Raw genomic sequence first — 1,716 nt, forward strand, 5'->3', positions numbered from 1 at the left:
ACCGATATCGGCGCGATCACGTCGGGGGCATTTGCGCCGGGCGTCGATATTCCGCTGACCAGCTTCAGCAACACCACTTCGACCGAGGATGACTATTTCATCGGCACAGACGATGGCGACACGATTGATGCCGGCATCGGAAATGACTCAATTGATGGCATGCTAGGGGCTGACAGCTTAATCGGAGGATTAGGCAACGACACGATCTATGGTGATGACCCTGCCGTATTTGGCGTGGGTGGGAACGACACCCTAATCGGTGGAGCAGGCAATGATGTTCTCTTGGGGGGGGCAGGTGACGATAGCATAAGCGTCGGTAGCAACACACCGATTGGGGGCGGAGATTATGTTGATCCTGGCCTCGGAAACGACACGATCGATCTGTCGGGGAGTGTCGATGGATTTGTGACCGTCAGCTACACTTTCTTGCAGTCCGATCAAGCAGCCAGCTTCAATATAGACTCCTTGGCCAATACCGGCACAGTGGATGCAGGCGCCCAGGGCTTCGATACCTTTATTGGCGTATCGACACCTATGAACGCGGTCTTTACAGGTGGTGGGTTTGGCCTTCGTGCAGGGAACGGAGATGATGTTTTCAACGTTAACACTTCTGCCAATTCCTTTATTGATCTCCGCGGCTATTTCGGGAGCGATACATATAACCTTACCGGTGAGGGTTACGTCCGCCTGAGCTTCCATGACAGCGGTCCGGCGATTAATGCGAACTTGCAAACAGGGATCGTGCAACAGGGAACGGACACCGACACGATAAACGGCCGCGTTGCAGAATTGAGGGCGACAGATGGCGACGATACGATTGTTGGAAGCAATGGCAGCGACTGGGAATGGTTTATCACGCGCGGAGGCAACGATAACATCGATGGTGGCGATGGTTTCGACTGGTTGCGCTATGACCGCGGCGGAATCGATGCGGCCATCACCGCTGACTGGAGCACAGGGACGGTAAACAAGACCTGGGGCGGCACAAGCTACACGGACAGTTTCTCCAACATTGAAGCTATCCGAGGGTCGCGTTTCGACGATACATTCATCGGAACGGATGGGGCGCAGCGCGCCAACGGCCGCGACGGCAATGATACCATGAATGGCTTTGACGGAGACGATACGTTTTTCGGTGAAGCAGGAGATGACTCCCTCGTTGGGGGGAATGGCAACGACTCGCTGGCTGGCGGTGACGGTGCCGACACACTGGAAGGTGGCGCTGGCAATGATACGCTTGTCGTTGGCACCGGCTCGGAATACCTCGATGGTGGAGCAGACACCGATACGATCTTCGCGGATACGAGTGGCTACTCGCCGACAGACTTTGTTTTCTTCGTGAACTTCAGCACCGGGCAATTTGGTGCGGCCGGTGTTCCCAGTTCATTTGACACTGTCGTCAATGTCGAAAATGCGATAGTTACCGGTGGTCTGCATTCGCAGTTGACGGGTGATGGCGCCAACAACCAGCTCGAAGGCGGTGCGGGCGACGACACGATCGACGGTGGTACGGGCGATGACACCCTGATCGGCAACGAAGGCGCCGATGAGTTCATTGGCGGCGACGGCTTCGACATCATCAGCTATGCCGGGGCTACGGAACGCGCGCGGGTCGACTTCCTGAACGACGTGGCCGGCAACGGCCGCGCCGCAGCGGGCGACCTCTTCACCGATATCGTTGTGGGCAAGGTTGTTGACGTCGAGGGCGTGATCGGC

General features: G+C 56.8%; 1 protein-coding gene. It reads left to right on the forward strand.

The genetic code is table 11. The features are described 5' to 3' along the window. The coding region (locus tag E0501_RS21025) for a calcium-binding protein (protein ID WP_137703374.1) at positions 1–1,716 on the forward strand (1,716 nt) is incomplete at both ends.

The sequence above is a fragment of the Marimonas lutisalis genome (genome assembly GCF_005434965.1).
GTDB lineage: Bacteria > Pseudomonadota > Alphaproteobacteria > Rhodobacterales > Rhodobacteraceae > Marimonas_A > Marimonas_A lutisalis.